Source organism: Halobacillus sp. ABH2_015 (assembly GCF_056158945.1).
This window is the reverse complement of record NZ_JBSWUG010000002.1, coordinates 344,303-363,638: the sequence shown is the minus strand read 5'-3', so window position 1 is coordinate 363,638 and position 19,336 is coordinate 344,303. Positions and strand designations below refer to the sequence as shown.

The following is a 19,336-nucleotide window of genomic DNA, read 5'->3' as shown; positions in this document are numbered from 1 at the left end:
CTCTCCCTCGTTTCTTTGTGAAGTAACATAAAAAAAGCCTGCCCGACCGCTCAATCAATGAGAGGAGTCGAACAGGCATACGTCGGCCAAGGCCGGCCGGGCGCCGCTGACATAACTCCCCTCATAGTCCGGGACTTTACGGTTCCCAGGTAGAGACGTGCGGGCCATATCCCCGCCTTATATGAGGTCGTCTATGCAATTCTGTCTTTATCATATCAAGAATCTCTTTTGGCTGTCAACGCCATTGTCGAACAATGACATTTTACAATTGACAAATTGTTCGGTTTTACTGTTTAACGGCTTGAAATACGATCGTTTTTCCTACAGGCTCCATGACTTTTTCCCCGTTTCGGATTTCTTCACGGAAGACCGGCTCTTCCATGCGGCGGATGGGCATATAGCCTTGACTCTTCATGCGGTCGAGACAATCATCGATCGTTTCATTTTCCTGCACTTCAAAACGCATTCTGCTGTTCCTGCTGTTCTTTTTGGGCATCGCGGATCTTTCCTCTCTTTACAGACTTCACCCAGAAGCCTCCATGGATCTGCTTTGGTTCATACGCAACGATAAAGGCTTTTGGGTCAATCGTACGGATGGTTTCATATAAACTGAGTTCATACTTTCGAGGAGTCAGGATCTGCATCGCCAGCCGGTCTCCCTCCATGCCGTACGCGTACCAGCTCGTCACCCCGTACCCTTTATCCCGGAGCTGACGGGTGAATTCGATATCCGGGTTCGAGGAGATGACGTTAACTGTAATATACCCGAGGGCGAGCTTCTCTTCAATCTTCATACCGACAATCACCCCTGTACCGTAACCGACAGCATAGGCAATAACGTTTTCAATCTGGTCCAGACGGTCAAGAACGATGCCCAGTCCGTAAATGTACGTGACGATTTCAAACATTCCGATAAACGCTGCGAAATACCGCTGTCCTTTTAATGTGAAAATCATACGAAGGGTAAAAAAGGATACATAAACGATGTTCACCGCTAATATGATGGCGATGAGTACAAGTGGGTTTTCAAACAATACAGACAGCCTCCTTTGCCCGGGATAAAGTGAAAATCTATCACCCGGACCGCTTCTCTTGCATACACTATAAACCATGAGAATAAAGGGGCACAACCGCTTTTCACCGCAATTACAGACAAATCTTGGAGGTGCAGGCTGATGGATCAGTTCAAGGATTGGAAAGGAAACTTCGACCGTTTCTTCGGCCAGGAATTCTGGGGCGGCTTTGAAGGGATGATGAAGCCCGCCATACCGGCTGTCAACATCTATCAATACGATAATGAGCTGCTCTGTTTCGTCAACATTCCCGGCATGGACCACCCGAAAAATGTCGATGTTCTCGTCGACCACGCTACGTTAACATTGAAAGGGAAAATCGAAATCAACAACCGCGGTGGTCATCAGATCAAAGCAGAAATTGCCGACGGTACATTTGAACGTTCCATCGACCTCCCCTACCCTGTCCGGCATGACAAAATAGAAGCCACCTACAGGCACGGACTGCTGGTCGTCCAGCTTCACCGCTACATCCCTGATTCATCAAGACAGAAACCGATCACCATCCGCCACCTGGAGGATGAATAAAACCGGCGCCTGACAGAAGGCCGCCGGTTTTTTTATACCTTGACGGGGAAGTCATCCAAGAGTGCACCACTCTTTTCATAGACATCCTTATGCAAGGAAAATGAAATATAAGACGAAAATGACAAAAAGGAAATACATGATCGGATGAATTTCTTTGGATCGTCCTTTCAAGATCATTGTAATCGGATAGAAGATAAAGCCGATCGCAATTCCGGTGGCAATGCTGTACGTCAACGGCATCGCAGCAATCGTAAAGAAGGCAGGGACGGCAATTTCAAACTCATCCCAGTCAATGCTCTTCAAGGTGGACGCCATCAGCACTCCGACAATGATCAAAGCAGGTGCGGTAACTTCAGCAGTTACAACAGCGAGAAGTGGAGAGAAGAACAGGGCAAGCAGGAAAAATCCTGCCGTCACGACAGAAGCAAAGCCTGTTCGTCCACCTGCTCCGACACCCGCGGTGGATTCAATGTAGGACGTCGTCGTCGAAGTTCCAACGACGGCCCCGACGACCGTAGCGGCGGAATCGGAGAACAGCGCACGGTTGGCCCGCGGCAGTTTGTTATCCTTCATAAACCCGGCCTGGGTGGCTACAGCCACAAGTGTACCGGCCGTATCAAAGAAATCGACGAAAAGGAACGTCAGGATGACTACGAGCATCTGGATCGTGAAAATATCCCCAAAGTGTGTCAACGCTGCACCGAACGTCGGTGCCACACTCGGCGCCGGACTGACAATGCCGCCAAGGCCAGATGGTGGATCAATCAAGCCCGTGAGAATTCCCATCAATGACGTCAGCACCATTCCGTAGAAAATGCCGCCCTTCAATCCGACAGCAAGCAGAATGACACTGACAATGATCCCGAAAACAGCGAGAAGCGTCGGTCCGGCGGTCAAATCACCAAGCTGCACCAGTGTCGCGTCACTGTTCTGTACGATCCCGGCGTTTTGAAAGCCGATAAACGCGATGAACAGCCCGATCCCCGCTCCGACAGCCAGCTTAAGGTTTCCAGGGATAGCATCAATGATCATCGTCCGCAGGCCGGTTACCGTTAACACAATAAAAATAAGTCCAGAAGCAAGTACGCCGGCAAGCGCTGTTTCCCACGGAATACCAAACCCGAGCACAACCGTATACGCAAAGAATGCGTTCAGTCCCATACCGGGAGCAAGAGCGATCGGATACTTCGCAAACAATCCCATAATCAATGTACCCACTGCGGCTGCTACGGCTGTAGCGGTGAATACGGCTCCCTTATCAATACGAGTGACCCCTTCAGGCAGAGCCTCAATGCCGTCCAGTGCGAGCGTGGACGGGTTGACGAACAAAATGTAGGCCATCGCGAGAAACGTTGTGAGCCCCGCCATGAATTCAATCCGATAGCTCGTTCCCATTTCCTTAAACTTAAAAAACTTACTCATTTGTAAATCCTCCCCTTTTTGTTTTCCGTCGCCTTTCTTATCGGGTCTCTTTATTTTTATGTTGACCCATCTCCCACAAAAAAAGACACCCCTGGATAAAATCCAGGAGTGTCTGTAGATACGAGGATAAACGGACGTCTGCACATGCGTACAGGCAGTCGTCCATTCACCAGCGTAGTCAGACCAATTTACGGCGGTCTGGTAGAAACTCATGGGCCTTATCCCCAAAATTATACGAAGGTGATGCGTTATTGAATTGTCTTCAGCTTACATCGTTCGACAAGAACTGTCAATACTATTTCCGAACATTATTGAATAAAAACCCTTTAATGTTCGATTATTCCCATTCAATCGTTGCAGGCGGCTTACTCGTCACGTCATACACGACGCGGTTGATGTGATCGACCTCATTCACGATACGCGTCGATATTTTCTCCAGCACGTCCCATGGAATGCGGGCCCAGTCTGAAGTCATACCATCAATGGAGGTAACCGCACGGATCCCGATCGTATAGTCGTAGGTACGCTCATCTCCCATGACTCCGACCGATCGGATATCAGGAAGCACAGTGAAATACTGCCAGATGTCACGATCCAGCCCGGCCTTTTTAATTTCATCGCGAAGGACGAAGTCAGATTCACGAACGATTTCCAGTTTCTCCTCTGTCACTTCTCCTAGAACACGGATGGCAAGACCTGGACCGGGGAACGGCTGACGCCAGACGATGTGTTCTGGTACACCAAGCTCCGTACCCAGCGCACGTACTTCATCCTTGAACAGCGTATTCAAAGGTTCGATCAATTGGAATTCCATATCCTCCGGGAGACCGCCGACATTATGGTGGGATTTGATCGTCTGAGCGGTTTCTGTTCCACTTTCGATAATGTCGGTATACAGTGTACCTTGGGCAAGGAAGTCAATGTCCTTCAGCTTTTCTGCTTCATCATCAAACACATAAATGAACTCATTGCCGATGATCTTCCGCTTTCTTTCCGGATCGGATACACCGTCAAGTTTGCTCATGAACCGCTCCTTGGCATCTATTTTAATAATGTTCATATTGAAGCCGTCACCCAGCGTACGCATGACGTCATCGGCTTCGTTTTTACGCAGCAGCCCGTGGTCGACGAAAATACACGTCAACTGATCGCCGATCGCCTTATGAATCAATGCTGCTACAACAGAGGAATCCACACCGCCGCTCAACGCACACAGCACTTTACGACCGCCCACCTGCTCACGGATTTTTTCCACTTCCATTTCTACCACGTGTTCCATCGTCCAGTCGTCCTTCGCTTCACAGACATCGAAAACGAAGCTGCGAAGAAGATCATTCCCATATTCTGAATGGCGGACCTCCGGGTGGAACTGGACGCCGTACATCTTTGCATCCTCGTGGCTGATGGCAGCTACAGGACAGGAATGGCTCGTCGCATCCACACGGAAACCTTCAGGAGCTTCGATTACTTTGTCACTGTGACTCATCCATACGGCCTGTTCTTTTGGTGTCTTGCGGAACAGGACCGGGTCTTCTGTAATGTGAATGTCGGCTTTGCCGTATTCGCGTTCCTTGGCCCGTTCTACTTTTCCATTAAAATGGTGGGTCATCAACTGCATGCCGTAACAGATGCCGAGCACCGGAATACCCAGTTCAAAAATCTGCTCATCACAACGGAAGCTGTTTTCTCCATATACGCTGTTCGGCCCACCAGAAAGGATAATGCCGCTCGGATTCAGCTCCTTGATTTTCTCTATGCTCATCTTGTGTGAATGCAGCTCACTGTACACGCCAAATTCGCGGATTCTTCGTGTGATCAACTGGTTGTACTGACTTCCAAAGTCGAGTACGAGAATCATTCCTTGTACGTTTTCCATATACGTTCCACTCCCTGTACCAAAATTGGTCCTGCCTGTTTCTTTCACTTCCCGTGCCATAAAAAAATGGACTCCTGCCTCTTGTATGCTGCATACAACGAAGGCAGAAATCCATCCATGTCAAGACACGTCTGTGACTCCCACCTTCATAGTCAGGGCATTTACGGTGCCCCGGTAGAGACTTTCGGGCCTTATTCCCGAGGATATACGAAGGAAGAATTCTATCTGATAATTTTCACTTATTCTATCAACCGTCTTCCAAGGAATCAAGACAATGTCTTTTTAATTAAATTTTCCCATAATTCCGTTACTTTCTGCCACTGGTCCTTCTCGGATTCATTTCCATAGATCACACGCTCATAATTATTCGTCAACCGCTGCATTTCATTGGATTGAAAATGCTGGTCCACTTTCAAGGCGTAATCACGGAGTGTTTGATCAGGCTTCCGTTTCAACCCTTTATGATTCAGCACTTTCAAAAGGAAGTGGTAAGCCTTCTCATACGTCTCTTCGTCTTCACTACGGCGGTAGCGGCGGATCAGAAGCGCGGCCATCCAGCGGTAGCGGGTGACATAAAGCAAAATACCAGCCGCCAAAAGGACGGTACCTGTGAGGACTGCCGTAAAGGTCGTCGATCCAGAAGAAGAGGCTGCATCCGCATTTCCGGAGGCTTCATCTTCCTCCTCCACCTGCTGAGGATTCCCCATCGTTTCATCCTGCGTATCGTCTTCAGCACCTGCTGCCGGATCTTCTTCGGTCTCTTCCACATCGACATCGGTGTAAAAATCAGCATTGTTACTGAAGCCCTGTGTCGGTTCAAAAGGAACCCAGCCAACGTCAGGAAAATACACTTCCACCCAGGAGTGCGCATTTCCACTCGTGACTTCGTACACGTTCTGGACGCCGTCTCCTTCTTCATTTTCCACAGAATCGATCCGCTCACCGCCTGTAAAGCCTTTGACCCAGCGCGCCGGGATCCCTTCTGAGCGGAGAAGGACAACCATGGATGTCGAGTAGTTGTCACAGTATCCAATCTGGGATTCAAACAAAAATTGATCGACATAGTCTTCGTCATCGCCCGGAACCGGAACATCCGTCGTTGAATATTCAAAGCCGTTGGCTGAAAAGTAACGCTCCACGGCCTTTGCCTGATCATACCGGTTGTCCTCTCCCTCGACAATCTGGGAAGCCAGATTGCGGACGCGCTCCGGCAGATTCTCCGGGAGCTGCAGGTATTGATCCCTGATTTCCTCTGGATCATTATTCCCGGATTCACGAAGCTGGCTGTATTCAAAAGAAGGAAACTCATACGTCAATTCAGCTGTACTGATTTTCGCAGGAGCATCCCCCTGGTACGTATCCATCTCCCCCGTGTTATTGTGAACGCGGAGGTTGTACTCCCCATCTAAATTCCCGACGGATGTAAGACCGTAGGGATAAACCAGTTTTCTAAACGAAGCGAACCTCGTCATTTCAATCTGCGCTGTCTGCGTTTCCGTTTCCACTTCTTCAGTGAACGTGGAGAATGGAATATCATAAGGGTCCGTCGTCATGACCGGCTGCTCCAGCGTATCTGTCCAGCCTTTTCCTGTATACGTATCCTTCGATTCAATCCGCCAGTAGCGGTCCCCATCCACGGTCGCTGTGAAGATCGGCGTATCATCCTGCACAAACGATCCGCCAAGCTGGCTGTCATCCTCGCCATACCCGACCTTCTGGATTGTCCGTCCTCCTCCGGCCCCTGTCCCTCCTGCGGCACTTTCCAAGTATGGAACCGGATCCGGCCACTGTGGAGCAAACTTGGGAGACGCATAAGCGGCTGCGGAAGAAAACAAAATGACTCCAATCAAGGGAAACAGCCAGACATTGGCTTTATGAAGCCCTTTGAATACAATGGACTCCTTATCCATTTCTTTCGCAAAACTCGACAGTCCGAGCGCCGCCATACCGATCATAAAGGTCCGGATAATCGCCCAGCTGCCATCATAAACCGTGAATGTATCAACAATGGCAACGAAAAGAATCGTCAAAAGCACGAAAAAGAACATGCGGCGCGCAACTACGAACCAGTAGTAAAGAAGGTAGCTCATAAGCCACAGTAAAATCAGGAACAGCAGGCTGCGGAAAAGCGGCGTCATCTGCCACCATTCCTGACTACTGATCATCTGAATATTGAAGGTGACCTGCTCGATAAGAACGGCGAACCACCCCGGGGAAAAAATCAGTTCCCCGATGTACAGTCCGTCCAGAATAAAGGCCACACCCAGTCCTTTTAACGGCATGGATAGATACCAGGGGACTTGTAAAAAGGAAACAAAAAAACAAAACGCCGCAAAAATAAAGAAAATCCGGACGTCATCCGTCTGGGAAATCATTTCAAGCGGCCGGAGCCATTCACAGAACAAAAGAAAACCGATGCCGTAGAGGATCATCCGGTAAATGGTTGAATGACGGTCCTGCATTACGTGTTCACCTCGAATTCCTTTTGTGTCATCTGCTCTTCGGATAAGAGATTGACCACCACACCACGGCTTTTCAGCTGCTTGATCAGCTGGTGGTCCTGAAAGGTCAGCCGTTCATGCGGGCGGACATAAAAAAAGACGAGCCGCTTGCTTTTCTTCGCCAATTTCGAAAGCGCCGCCTGAACATCCTGGTCCAGCTGATGGCTGACCACCATCAAGAGAACACCGCTCGGCACAGACGGGCGTTCGCGCTCAAGCTGACTGGCAAACGGCTGCCGCCCCACCGGCCTTACCCGGGCCAGATGCCCCTGGATCTGCTGCTGGCGGGCCGGGTCCTGGTGATAGGGGAAATACCGGCGGTCTTCCCCAAGCGTCATGAATGACAGCGGGGAAGACTGCTGGTGAAACTCCTTCACAAGCGACGCTGAAAATTCGACCGCTCCTTCAAAGCTCAAAATGTCCATATCCGAATGGGCGCCTGTATTTAAGATCATCAGCATTTCCACGCTTTTTTCCTGTTCGAATTCTTTTGTCATCATTTCGTTTTTCTTCGCCGTCGTTTTCCAATCCACCCAGGCAAAGCGGTCACCCGGCATGTATTCCCGGACACCCGTGACGATATTGGTATTTTTCTCATTGAGTTTAAAGGAAGGACTTGTCCCCTGCTCAAAGCTGTAGACCCGGTCCTTCATTTTTACCGGACGGACGTATGGAAACACGAGAAGTTCATTCGTATGCTTGTACACCTGTTCTTTTTTTACAAATCCGAAGAAGTCGCCCGTTTTCACACGGATCGCCTTGAAGGCATGGGCACCGCGCGGGACTTTTTGAAGTTCGTAGCGGTACGAAATCCTCCGGCTGAACCACGGAAAGACGACTTTCTTGATATTCCGCTGTTCATGATACGTTTCTGTTTTCGTCATATCCTTGTATTTCTCCAAGTGTTCATCCACCTTTTTCAAGGATGCCGGAAGATATTCTTCAATGACACAGTAATAAACAGGGAATGGGAACCGCCGCTTCAGCGTCACCTCCACTTCCACGGTTTCCCCCCCAAGGGCATAACGCCTGGACAACTGGTGCTCAACCTCCCACTTACGGATCGGATACACGAGCACACCGAGCATATAAAGAAGGAACGGGAGAAACGCATAAAAAAGAAACCAGCTGACAAATCCGCCTTGAAACATCGCATACGAGAACAGGGCCGCAAACAACAGAACGACGACAGCCCCTTTGCCGGCAAGGCTGAACGTCTGCTTCATTCCCCGGTCGTCCTTTTCACCGGGATGGAAGTAGCCGTTAGGAGCTCCTCAATGATAGAGGCGGACGTCTTCCCTTCAAACCTCGCTTCAGACGTTAAAATCATCCGGTGGCCGAGCACATACGGAGCCATGAACTGCACATCGTCCGGGAGCACATAATCGCGATCATGGACGAACGCATAGGCTTTGGCCGCTTTCATCAAAGAAATTGATCCCCTCGGACTCACGCCTAAGTAGACTCCTTCATGGTCACGTGTGCCTGTGACAAGTTCTACGATATAACGGTGAACAGAACGGTCCACATAGACCTGGGCGGTTTCCTTTTGAAGCTCCACCAGTTCTTCCCTTGTTATTACAGCCGAGATTTCTTCGATCGGATGACTGTTCGACGTACGGGCAAGCATTTCCATTTCCTGCTTCGCTGTAGGGTAGCCCATCTCCATTTTCAAAAGAAAACGGTCCAGCTGCGCTTCCGGCAGCGGATAGGTTCCTTCATACTCGATAGGATTCTGGGTTGCCATGACAAAGAAGGGCTCCCCAAGCTGGACGGTACTCCCATCCACGGTAATGCTCGTCTCCTCCATCCCTTCCAACAGCGCGGACTGCGTCTTCGGAGACGTCCGGTTGATTTCATCGGCCAGGACGATGTTTCCGAGAATAGGGCCTGGACGGAACTCGAACTCCAATGTCTTCGGGTTATAAATGGAAACACCGGTCACATCTGACGGCAGCAGATCCGGTGTGAATTGAATTCTCTTAAAATCACAATCCAAGGATTTCGCAAGCGTTTTGACAAGCATCGTCTTCCCTACTCCAGGAACATCCTCAAGCAGAACATGCCCCTTTGCCAGCAGGGCCACAACGCTTAAAAGCGCTGCTTCTTCCTTTCCAATCATCACTTTTCTAATATTGTTAAGTACCTCGGTTACTTTCGGCTGATAGAGAAACGTTTGTTGAGACATTTGATGGACCCCTTCCTCCCTGACGCACTATTTTTCAGAATTATCACGCTCATTTCCACTATACTATATCCCTATCTATGGAACAAAGGAAAGAAGCTGATGGGTATATCAGGCATTAAAGGGTTCTTCACCCTTTTTAACAAAAGTTAAAAAAAGTTATATAAGTAATAAAATGAATCTAAAGACCTATGATTTTTTCCGACAATTTAGTTAACTTATCATCCTTAATATGGTATCTTTAGTTTGAGCCATCTGAAGTAGAGATATAAAAGAACATAAGAGACGAACGTTTGTATAGGTATAGGTGGCGGAGGCTCCAGCATTCAGCTGGGGCTTACTTATGGGTTTAGCAGCCCCAGCCAAAAAACCGCAGATCCAGGGGATCTGCGGTTTTTTATATCGTTCCATTATCTACATGTATACCTGTTCCCGTGATCGAAGAGGACTGGTCGGATAAAAGAAAAAGAATGGTGTGTACGACACTGGCAATCCCGGTTTCCTTCTTCATCGCATTTCGTTTGTAAATTCTCTCCTTCTGTTCCTCCGTTAAGGTCGCACTCATGGCTGTATCCATAAATCCAGGGATCACACAGTTGGAACGGATGCCCCGTGCCCCCCATTCCCGCGCCGTATTTTTCGAGAACGCTTCGATGGCCCCTTTTGTAGATGCGTACATGCTTAATCCTTTGTATCCGGTGTGGGCACTGATGGAGGAGATGTGAACGATCGATCCTTCCGTTTTGTTCAACAGCATATCCCGTATCACATATTTGGTCAGGTGCATGGGACTCAGTACGTTGATTCGGAACATCTTCTCAAGCGGATCGACACGGAGATTGGAAATAATGTCATCATAGGCAGTGGCGGAATTGTTCACAAACCCATGAATGACCCCGAGCGGTTTCAGCTGCTGCAGGTATAACGATTTGATCCCTTCCACGTTTTCTAAATCGTAGGTAAGGTGGACAAAACGCTCCCCTCCCAGCTGTTTCAGATCTTCGACTTCGGCCCCTTTCGACCGGCAGATGCCGATGACCCCATACGTTCCTTCCATTAAAATTTCTCTGGCAACAGCCTTTCCCACGCCTCTGGATTCACCGGTGACAATGACCCACTTCATTCTCTGACCTTCTTTCCTGTGCGCGTTTTCGGAATGGCTTCGACAAACGCAAGAATCCTCGGTACTTTCCACGGCTGCAGGATGCGTGAGGCGTGCTCCCGGACCGCTTTCTTCACTTGATCCTCTTCGGCGTCTGCCGCCTTTACGATATCAGCGGTAAGCAGGTTTCCTGTTACACTATTTTTCTTCCCTTTCACCAATGCATCCTCTACTCCCGGGACCGCTGTCAGCACAGCTTCGACTTCCAACGGATTCACCCTATACCCCCCGACATTAATAAAATCAGAATTCCTGGATACAAAAACAAATTGATCTGCCCCGACCTCCTGTACAACATCTCCGGTATTCAGCCATTCGCCGCCGACTTCTGCGTTTTCCAATGTACCGACCAGCGACTGATGGATGAGCAGTTCCTGGTTTTCATTGATTTTCACTAAGTCTTTTATGGAGGAGGATATAGTAAAGGTGCGGCCGTTTCCAGCAAATACACTTCCTGCTTCTGTCGAGGCATACACATTCCTGATCCGGGCATGCGGGAAAACCTGCTTCATCCTCTCCGACAATCGTTCATCAAACCCTTCGCCGCCAAATGTGATCCGCCTGACGGACGGATAGGTCTTCGACTGAAGCCTGGGGAATATATTGCGATAGTAGGAAGCTGTGGCGGACAGATGCGTCATTTGATATGGCTCAATCAAATCAGGCAGCCGTTTCTGCTCTTCATTGAACACATAGATCATCGGATTTTTATTGCAGAAGGCTTGAAAAAAGACCTGCAGACCGGCCATGTGTGTAGGGTTATAGGCAAACCCCCACACATGGTCCTCCCAGTGACTGCCGGTTTTCACCTGCCGTGTTAACGACTCATACCGATGAGTGACTTTTTTCGGCCGGCCGGTTGTTCCTGATGTATACAAGGACAAGGTCCAGTTTTTTGGGTGAAGACGGGTCGTTACGTCCTCATGAGACGGAGGATGCTCAGGAAGACTTTCCATTAAAGCAGGCTGGAGGTCAGAGGTTTGGATTCCCATTTTTTTCAATTCTTCATCAGAAAAATCTCCGTCCAACAGCTCTACCGGATAATCGAGCCACAGACTATGGACAATCGCTGCGAAAATCTGATACGGTTCGTTCCCTTTCACAAAAATTCTGGAACACGCCATTTTCCTGCTGCCCACATCCTTAAGGAGCTCCTCGTACGTATACTGATGTCCTTTGGAAGCGAGAAAAAGATGCTTCATGGACGCTGGTGCCCTTCGATTTTCCTGATGACGTCTCCAACCGTTTCAACAAGGCCATCCTCAAAGATATCTACGTCGAATTCACTCTCCACCCGGACTGTCAATTCAGCGAGCATCAAGGAGTCCATGTTCAAATCATCCCTGAGATGCTGACCGGCATCCAGTCGTTTCAACGGTGGCAGGCCATTATCTTTACGCATGTCATTAACAATCACAATCAATTGATCCTCCACGTTTCCTCCTCCTCCTTGTCAAAAGGGTGCGGTATATTTCTTAAATAGACGGCTCTTCTTCTCCCAGTCGGATTTATGAAGCTCCATCAGGTGGACGTCATGGCTTTTCCCATGCTTGATCACGTGATTTTTACGAGTGCCGACCATACGAAATCCATGGAAGGTATTGAGCTTCACCACCTTGTCGTTCCCCTCCATCACCTCTGCTGTCAGCTTATTCAAAGAAAGATTGCTGAAAACGTGGTTATATAGATAGAGAGGAAGGATTCCACCATAAATCCGGTATTTTTCCTCACCTATGTAATAACCGAAAACGGCCCGTTTATGGACAGGGTGGATGTCACTTAGAGAAAGCACACCGACAGGCACCGCATCGATCACAGCCACCCAGTAGAGGTCCGTGTCGGATTGGGAGACCGATTCGAACCAGGCCTGATGTCTGCTTCGGTCCGCCTCTATATCTGTATACATGTACCGTGTGACAAAGGAGGAGGTTCTCCACTGTAACACCAGATCGAGATGGGATTCTTTCAATCTCTCGAATTCAATCATCCGTCTCCTCCTTTTTCTGCTGGATATGATGGTTGATTTCCGCCCATTCGGGGTGGGCGTCCAACAAGGCGAGCGCATCCTCCAAAGTAAAACGGGGATTCTTTGGGTAGAGATGTTCAAGGATCTTTGCAACCAGCTGAAAATCTTCTATGGTGTCCACCGTCCATCGGTGTCTGCTTTCATCTCTCTTATACAAGAGGTGATTGTGTTTGAACGGGCGGGTATCGCGGATCATTTTTGTTGTCACATGCTCGCGTGTGCAGCTGTCATCTGCGATCAAGTGAGAATGATAGAGAGCTTCGAATGTAAATACTTCGATATCCATCCCTCTTGGATACGTCCGGAATTTTGTATTGGATACATACGGATACTTCGGATAGTGATGGAGGAAGAGAGCGGTAACCTCATCAACAACGGCAGGGTCCATCAGCGGACAGTCCCCGGTAAGCCGGATCACGACGTCTGCCTGATAGTGGGAGGCCGTCAAATAAAAGCGTTCCAATACATCCTTTTCCGATCCTCTGAAACAGGCCGTTCCAAGCTGGCTGCACAAGTGTTCAATCGGGTCATCACCAGGTTGAACCGTCGTACTCACGACGAGCTGATCGATAGAGGATGCCCGTTGGACACGTTCAATCTGGTACTGCAGGAGAGGTTTTCCTGCTGCCATTTTCAGCACTTTCCCAGGCAGTCGTGTGGAGCCCATTCTTGCTTGGATGACCGCTACAACGTTCATACATCATTCCGCCTTCCCGTAAGCATATCCCAGCTCAACGGAGTGCCTTTGGAGATGGCAAACGGCGCCTGCTTCCCAAGGAAGACGCTTTTGTACTTCGGGAGCAGGCCGTAGCCCGGACGGACCGCTCGAATATTCTCGTCTGTAAAAGTCTCCCCTTCCTTTACATCCTTCGAAATGTAAAGAGACCTCCGGTAATTTCTCGCTCTTTCGTCTTCCAGCGTATCCCCGTACGAAATCCTCCCCATCGCCCGCCACACGTTTTTCGATTCTAGTACCAGCTGTTTCATTTCTGAGGGCTCCAGAGAAAAAGAAGCATCCACGCCTCCTTCAGACCGATTCAGCACGAAATGCTTTTCAATGACGGCCGCCCCCAGGGCCACACTTCCAACGGCCGCACCGATGCCGAGCGTGTGGTCGGAGAGGCCGACAGGGCAGGAAAATGTCTGCGCCATATGCGGAATCGTGCTGATGTTCGAGTGACCGGGAGGTGCCGGATAAGTACTTGTGCACTTCAGCAGGACAAACTGGCTGCCTCCACTGCCCCTCACCGTTTTCACTATATCCTCCACCTCACTTAAGGACGCCATTCCGGTCGAGATGATGACCGGTTTCCCTGTTTTCACGACTTTTTCAATTAAAGAGAGATCTGTATTTTCAAAGGAGGATATCTTATATAACGGAACGTGACACGCTTCCAGGAAATCGACTGCCGATTCATCAAAAGGAGTGCTGAAACCAATAATCCCCGCTTTCCGGCATCTGCTGAACACCTTCTCATGCCATTCCCACGGGGTTTTCGCTTCCTCATACAAGTCATAAAGCTTTTTTCCATCCCATTGGCTTTGTTTGTCCTTAATCGTAAAATCCGGCCGGCTGCTGGAGAGCGTCATCGTCTCCGGTTTATACGTTTGTATTTTCAAAGCATCCACCCCGCATGCGGCGGCATGGTCGACCATGGTAAGGGCTTTTGCCAGCGATTGATTATGATTGCCTGACATCTCCGCAATGATGAACGGTGGATGGCCGCTCCCGATGCGACGGCCTTGAATGCTGAATTCCATGGGGGAACCTTATCCCTTCTTCCTCCCCGGTATGTCAGGAGAGTTATTCCAGTTCATTAAACAAGCCGCCACACGTCCTGGGCGGTACCCATCCATGATTTGAGAAAATCGACCGGCCATTTCCCGGGCGGCGGCTGGGTTGCAGACAAGCTTTTCAACAGCCCTTTTCAACCGGTCCACCGGCACATCCACAGCCTTTCCCACATAGAAGACGGCTTTTCTCTCTTTCAGAGCAGCGATGGTGGCGGCCTGATTGGCAGCTGTTTGAATGACAATCACTGGAAGATTCATATAGCAGCACTCCCAGATGGATGAGCCACCAGCTCCTATGACGAGGTCAGCCTCTTCCATCAGCCGTGCCATTTGACTGGTCTGTACGTGCAGGGTCATGTGTGGAAACCGGGACACGTACCTCCGAATGACCTCCACCTTCTCGTTCGCTCCACCGACAACAATGGTCACAGTCAGATCTGTTATATGATGGACAGCTTCAATCGCTTTCAACGTCTGACCGGAAGGATCGCTGCCTCCGAAGCTGATGAGAAGATGATGGATGTTTCCACTCTGCTCCTTACCTGCCTGGAGAAATTCCTTTCTTAAAAGAAGATAGTCCGGTCCCAGAAGACGGACAGCTGACGAAGGGATCAAATGGGTATACCGTTCATGAAGATTGCTGCAGATATTTTGGTCCAGCAGCACGTCACAGGCATGACACCGGTCAGCCAGATCATCAATGACCATCAGTCCTTTCACCAACGGCCGCACCTCTTCCTCCCATCCGGCGTCCAGTTGATAATGGTCCACAATCAGCCAGTCGATGGGTCCCCATGATTGAAGCAGCTCTTTCGTCTGGTCCGCATCCTTTTTATAAGAAAATTCCTCGCTGTCCTCAAGCCTATACACAGAAAAAGACTGGTTCACAGCCACCTGCACAAGACTTTCCGGACAGCTTCGGCATATAAAAAATACATGGGCTCCAAGGTCACGAAGATCTTGGGCCAAAGTCAGACAGCGCATCATATGCCCGGTCCCCCACTGGACCGATGCGTCGACACGGATGGCTGCTCTCATGAGCCGGCCCCATCCCGGTAATAATTCAAAACCTTCCGGACTGCTTCGATCACATCATCCAGGTCCTGTTGGTCCATGGCAGGAAAAAGCGGGAGGGTGAGGAATTGCTGATACAGCTTTTCTGCGGTTGGGCAGCTGACCTGATCAAAGCCGTTTTCCTGATAGTACGGCTGTTCATATACAGGCATGTAATGGACGTTTACCCCGATGTTCTCCGCTGTCAATGCCTCAAAAATCTCTTTCCGAAGGCCGATCATCTCCTCATCAAGCTTAAGAATATACAAATGCCAGCTCGAACGCCGGTCCTGTTCCTGGTAAGGGATCGTTACACCCTTCACGGTCCTGAAGGCGTTGTTGTAATAATCCGCATAAGCTTCCCTCATGGATGTGAACGTATCCAGCCGGTCCAGCTGGCTTTCCCCAAGAGCGGCCTGCAGATCGGTCATCCGATAGTTGAATCCGAGAAACTGCATCTCATATTCCCACGGATCGCGTGTTTGTATAAAATCAGGTGCATGCTTCGTAATGCCATGGGTACGGAATTGAAGAAGCGTTTTGTACCAGCTTTCCTCATTCGTCGTAATGATGCCGCCTTCTCCGGTGGTCACTGGTTTCACGGGATGAAAGCTGAACATCGTCATATCACTGAGAGCACCGACTTTCTGTGTGTGATAGGAAGCCCCGAGAGCATGAGCGGCGTCTTCGATGATGAGCAGATTGTATTTGTCCGCCACTTTTCTGATGGCCTCATAATCAGCCGGCTGTCCGGTGAAATCTACAGGAATGACCGCTTTCGTCCGCTCGGTAACAGCGGCTTCGATACTTTCCGGTGTAATTAAATACGTGCGGGGGTCTACATCTGCAAAAACCGGCGTGCCTCCGCAGTACAAGACACAGTTGGCGCTGGCGGCAAAGGTGAGAGGGGAGGTGATGACTTCGTCCCCCTTCCCGATGCCGGCAGTAAAACAGGCGGCATGCAGCGCTGCCGTTCCACTTGAAAAGGAAACAGCATACGCCGCCCCTGTATAAGCAGCTGTTTTTCTCTCAAAACTGGCTACGGCAGGTCCTGTCGTTAAATAGGGACTGTTCAAAACCCGTTCAACGGCTGCTTTATCTTCCTTGGAAATCCACTGTCTTCCATAAGGGAGAAACGAATCACGTACAGGCTTTCCTCCAAATACAGCAAGCTTGCCTCCCACCTGCCCAGCTCCTTTACATACGGTTGGATTTGATCCATTCCTCTGTCCGCCGGATTCCCTCCTCTAAATCTACTTCAGGTTCCCAGCCGAGGATCTTTTTGGCTTTGGAATAATCGCACAACAGTTTGGAAATCTCACTTTGCGGGTGAATGTGCTCGATATGAGTAATGGACGTCCGGCCGTCCGCAATCAGCTCAGCCAGCTGATTGATCGACACATCGCGGCCCAGACCCGCATTCAAAATTTCCCCAAACGCCTCTTCATGGAGACCCGCCTCCACAACGAACCGCGCACAGTCCTCTGCATATAAAAGATCACGGGTCTGCTCCCCGTTTCCATAAATCTGGATCGGATCTTTATTCAGCTTTTTCTTTATGAAAATAGGAACCACACCACCCTCTCCTCCTGTCTTTTGAAAAGGACCATACGTGTTGAAAGGGCGTACGATCGTGACAGGCATCTGATAGGCATGAAAGTAGGACAGCACCATATTTTCTGCTGCAATTTTTGAACCGGCATAGGGAGAAGCTGGTTTGACAGGGTCCTTTTCGGTAATCCCCTGGGGATTGTATGCTTGATCATAAACCATACACGTGCTCATGAACACAAGTCTTACCTTGTTCTTTCTGCAGCTTTCCAGCAAATGAAAGGCCGCAACCGTATCGTTATAGAATGTGGTCTGCGGATCATCAATGCTGTCCTGGACATTGATACTTGCCGCTAGATGGTAGCAGATATCCACAGAATCGTTGACGACCTGTTCGATGACATCTTCTTTACGTATATCATCATGATAAAAAGCTTTAAAACGTTTATGCGAAAGAAACTCCTCGATGTTTCCGACGTCCCCATTCGACAAATTATCAACGACGCAGACGTTATGCTGGTCTTCCAGTAATTTCTTCACGACCCATCGACCAATAAACCCTGCTCCACCTGTAACAAGTACGTTCAGAAAGCTCCCTCCTCTTTTAAAAACGGCATTCCTATATACATATATTGCTAGGTGCCGTTATGTATGTAAAAAAATCACAGGGCATCACTTCTTCAGAAGCCCTGTGATAAAGGATGAAAGCCTCCCCTCCGCCCCGTTCCCAAGCGGATAGGTACGTTGTGTGAATGACTGCATCAAGGACTGATCGTGTGCAGATACTCTGCCGTCTTTAAGGAAAGTATTGACCAAGCCCGCAAGCCGGACAGGGTCATCCTGTTTCAAACGTCCCAATGAATCAAAATATCCGCTGTATCCATAAAAATTATTATTCAGGATAAATACAGGCTTACCGGCCATCAAGCCTTCAAGCCCGGCGGTTGAATGGTAACTGACCACCGCATCAGACAGCTGGATCAAGTCACTTAACGGCTGGTTCCTGGAATGGAAGGTGGACGGGAATTTTTTTGTTAAGTAATGGGGCGTGTGGTCAGGGAAATCTTTGATGATGAGATTCACCGGATTTGACAGGGGAAGGGATTTCAAAAATGACTCCCATTTTTTCATTTGATAGTTGCTCCGTACAACAATGAGAAGGTTTTTCTTATGAATGGGAAGCCCTATATTCTGTTTGATTCCTGCTTTGTTGATCTGAGCCGCCTTGTACACTTCATCAAAACGCGGGTGTCCCATCACAACGATCTTCTTCTCCGGAACCCCCCGGGATAGGAACCATTGCTTCTCATAATGTCCAAAGACAAGCTTATAATCAGTGACGCACGGAAGATAGCCGAATGCATCGGAAATGATGCCGTGCTGCAGGGCGGCTACGGGTATCTGATAAACAGCTCCTAAAATGGAAAAGATCCGCGACTCCATATATTGCGAATACGGGACGATGACACACCCTACCCCTTCCCGCTGCAGTAATGCTCCGATCTGTTCCACTCGATGAACGACCTGGTCAATCTGATTCATCAATGCTTTTTCAAAGTAAGGAACGGCATACACCGGGTGGCCGGCCGCTTTCTTACGGGCAAGGATCACTTTCGCTTCTTTTTGAAGACGCAGCACTTCTTTATGGACATTCACCTTATATTCGTCAAAGTAACGAGGAGGAAGGACGCTCGCTGCTCTTTTTTTCATACCGGACGGCCTCTTCACTAACACCGTTTCACCCAGCGACCTAACCTTCGGCTTTTTCTCCCCTTTCTTCCGGCCGTTTTCCCGATCGACGATGTACAGCGTTTCAAAGGTCCGGTTCAGCCTCAATAAAGTGGCAGTTGGAAGCCTGAGAAGCCCGTACCCGTCATACAACACGAGCTTCTTTTTCACTGCCTGATTCCTTTTCTTTTGAAACCTCGATTTGTACCCGTCAAAACGCCGCTGAACGACTCGTACATCCGTGACATGGTTACGAACAAAAGAAACCCACCCCTTCTGCTGGTAGATTTCCATCAGTCCTTTATTGCTCTGGATCAGCCCTCTGTAGTAACAAAGGTAGGAGATGCTGTGCCCTTTATAATGGAGGGATTGAAAATCATCCAGAAAGTCCAGGTACACGGACCAGTATTTTTGTTCAATGATATCCATGGCCGCTT

General features: G+C 49.3%; 18 protein-coding genes and 3 riboswitches. Of the genes, 1 reads left to right on the top strand and 17 read right to left on the bottom strand.

From position 1 onward, the window contains the following. Positions 1-104: 104 nt before the first annotated feature. Positions 105-205, bottom strand: a riboswitch (purine riboswitch). Between the two features lie 81 nt (positions 206-286). Both ACXAD6_RS01860 and ACXAD6_RS01855 read right to left on the bottom strand, forming a co-directional pair. Next, a complete protein-coding gene (locus tag ACXAD6_RS01860) occupies positions 287-496 on the bottom strand; it encodes an NETI motif-containing protein (protein ID WP_474967389.1) in 210 nt (69 codons plus the stop codon). Beyond that, positions 456-1,034, bottom strand: coding sequence for a DUF2179 domain-containing protein (locus ACXAD6_RS01855; RefSeq protein ID WP_027955713.1), 579 nt, complete (start codon positions 1,032-1,034; stop codon positions 456-458). Before ACXAD6_RS01855 ends, ACXAD6_RS01860 begins: the two co-directional genes overlap by 41 nt. A gap of 141 nt (positions 1,035-1,175) precedes the next feature. Between ACXAD6_RS01855 and ACXAD6_RS01850 the strand changes: the two genes are divergently transcribed. Beyond that, positions 1,176-1,601, top strand: coding sequence for an Hsp20/alpha crystallin family protein (locus ACXAD6_RS01850; protein ID WP_027955712.1), 426 nt, complete (start codon positions 1,176-1,178; stop codon positions 1,599-1,601). Positions 1,602-1,688: 87 nt separating this feature from the next. On the opposite strand, the gene ACXAD6_RS01845 is transcribed toward ACXAD6_RS01850, so the two are convergent. The 15 genes from ACXAD6_RS01845 to ACXAD6_RS01775 form a co-directional block, all read right to left on the bottom strand. Next, on the bottom strand, positions 1,689-3,023 hold the full coding sequence (locus ACXAD6_RS01845) for an NCS2 family permease (RefSeq protein WP_027955711.1): 1,335 nt from the start codon (positions 3,021-3,023) through the stop codon (positions 1,689-1,691). 155 nt (positions 3,024-3,178) lie between these two features. Next, positions 3,179-3,281, bottom strand: a riboswitch (purine riboswitch). A 79-nt stretch (positions 3,282-3,360) separates the two neighbouring features. Then, positions 3,361-4,899 (bottom strand): glutamine-hydrolyzing GMP synthase, encoded by a 1,539-nt coding sequence (gene guaA, locus ACXAD6_RS01840; RefSeq protein ID WP_474970341.1) that lies wholly within the window; start codon positions 4,897-4,899, stop codon positions 3,361-3,363. Between the two features lie 129 nt (positions 4,900-5,028). After that, positions 5,029-5,130: riboswitch (purine riboswitch) on the bottom strand. A gap of 35 nt (positions 5,131-5,165) precedes the next feature. After that, on the bottom strand, positions 5,166-7,361 hold the full coding sequence (locus ACXAD6_RS01835) for a DUF4129 domain-containing transglutaminase family protein (protein WP_474967388.1): 2,196 nt from the start codon (positions 7,359-7,361) through the stop codon (positions 5,166-5,168). After that, positions 7,361-8,626, bottom strand: a complete 1,266-nt coding sequence (locus ACXAD6_RS01830) for a DUF58 domain-containing protein (protein ID WP_474967387.1) — start codon at positions 8,624-8,626, stop codon at positions 7,361-7,363. Before ACXAD6_RS01830 ends, ACXAD6_RS01835 begins: the two co-directional genes overlap by 1 nt. Continuing rightward, entirely contained in the window at positions 8,623-9,588 is a 966-nt protein-coding gene (locus ACXAD6_RS01825) for an AAA family ATPase (RefSeq protein ID WP_474967386.1), read from the bottom strand. Before ACXAD6_RS01825 ends, ACXAD6_RS01830 begins: the two co-directional genes overlap by 4 nt. A 394-nt stretch (positions 9,589-9,982) precedes the next feature. Beyond that, complete coding sequence (locus ACXAD6_RS01820) at positions 9,983-10,708, bottom strand: SDR family NAD(P)-dependent oxidoreductase (protein WP_474967385.1); 726 nt, start codon at positions 10,706-10,708, stop codon at positions 9,983-9,985. After that, on the bottom strand, positions 10,705-11,949 hold the full coding sequence (locus ACXAD6_RS01815) for an ANL family adenylate-forming protein (RefSeq protein ID WP_474967384.1): 1,245 nt from the start codon (positions 11,947-11,949) through the stop codon (positions 10,705-10,707). Before ACXAD6_RS01815 ends, ACXAD6_RS01820 begins: the two co-directional genes overlap by 4 nt. Continuing rightward, positions 11,946-12,182 (bottom strand): acyl carrier protein, encoded by a 237-nt coding sequence (locus ACXAD6_RS01810; protein ID WP_474967383.1) that lies wholly within the window; start codon positions 12,180-12,182, stop codon positions 11,946-11,948. The genes ACXAD6_RS01815 and ACXAD6_RS01810 overlap by 4 nt, the downstream gene beginning before the upstream one ends. A gap of 18 nt (positions 12,183-12,200) precedes the next feature. After that, positions 12,201-12,734 carry a UDP-4-amino-4,6-dideoxy-N-acetyl-beta-L-altrosamine N-acetyltransferase gene (gene pseH / locus ACXAD6_RS01805; protein ID WP_474967382.1) on the bottom strand — a complete coding sequence of 178 codons (534 nt, stop codon included), beginning with the start codon at positions 12,732-12,734 and terminating at the stop codon, positions 12,201-12,203. Further along, positions 12,727-13,470: a cytidylyltransferase domain-containing protein gene (locus ACXAD6_RS01800; protein WP_474967381.1), complete on the bottom strand. Its 744-nt coding sequence runs from the start codon at positions 13,468-13,470 to the stop codon at positions 12,727-12,729. Before ACXAD6_RS01800 ends, pseH begins: the two co-directional genes overlap by 8 nt. Then, on the bottom strand, positions 13,467-14,534 hold the full coding sequence (pseI, locus tag ACXAD6_RS01795; protein ID WP_474967380.1) for a pseudaminic acid synthase: 1,068 nt from the start codon (positions 14,532-14,534) through the stop codon (positions 13,467-13,469). Before pseI ends, ACXAD6_RS01800 begins: the two co-directional genes overlap by 4 nt. A gap of 9 nt (positions 14,535-14,543) precedes the next feature. Next, entirely contained in the window at positions 14,544-15,605 is a 1,062-nt protein-coding gene (gene pseG / locus ACXAD6_RS01790; RefSeq protein ID WP_474967379.1) for a UDP-2,4-diacetamido-2,4,6-trideoxy-beta-L-altropyranose hydrolase, read from the bottom strand. Continuing rightward, complete coding sequence (gene pseC / locus ACXAD6_RS01785) at positions 15,602-16,804, bottom strand: UDP-4-amino-4,6-dideoxy-N-acetyl-beta-L-altrosamine transaminase (protein WP_474967378.1); 1,203 nt, start codon at positions 16,802-16,804, stop codon at positions 15,602-15,604. Before pseC ends, pseG begins: the two co-directional genes overlap by 4 nt. A gap of 13 nt (positions 16,805-16,817) precedes the next feature. Beyond that, positions 16,818-17,759 carry a dTDP-glucose 4,6-dehydratase gene (locus ACXAD6_RS01780; protein ID WP_474970340.1) on the bottom strand — a complete coding sequence of 314 codons (942 nt, stop codon included), beginning with the start codon at positions 17,757-17,759 and terminating at the stop codon, positions 16,818-16,820. Positions 17,760-17,843: 84 nt separating this feature from the next. Then, complete coding sequence (locus ACXAD6_RS01775; RefSeq protein ID WP_474967377.1) at positions 17,844-19,328, bottom strand: capsular polysaccharide export protein, LipB/KpsS family; 1,485 nt, start codon at positions 19,326-19,328, stop codon at positions 17,844-17,846. Between the last annotated feature and the right edge of the window lie 8 nt (positions 19,329-19,336).